Origin of the sequence: Undibacterium sp. Ji50W, from assembly GCF_049340445.1 — a bacterium.
GTDB lineage: Bacteria > Pseudomonadota > Gammaproteobacteria > Burkholderiales > Burkholderiaceae_D > Undibacterium.
Map to the genome: position 1 here is coordinate 1 of NZ_JBMPOX010000095.1, position 255 is coordinate 255.

Below are 255 nucleotides of genomic sequence, written 5' to 3' on the forward strand. Positions count from 1 at the left end.
TTTCTTCATTGCGCAGTGAAGCACGCGGGTATTCTGGTTTGCAACCACCGACGTTGAAGTCAATCACACCAGGAACAACGACCGGACCAGTGGACCTGGTTTCAGCCGCCGGTGCGGTCGGTGCAGGGCCCCTTGGCAAGACCGGGTTCTCTGGCTTGACGTTGGACACGGCAGAGATGGTCGGTTGTTGCTGTACGGGTTGCTGTACCTGCACTTCCGGTGGCGGAATGAACGGTGGTGGCGGTGCCAGCAGTT

General features: G+C 59.2%; 1 pseudogene. It reads right to left on the reverse strand.

Features of this window, described 5'->3' with window-relative positions:
• Window positions 1–255 (reverse strand): annotated as a pseudogene (locus tag ACO0K9_RS28175) (energy transducer TonB); the annotation flags it as partial.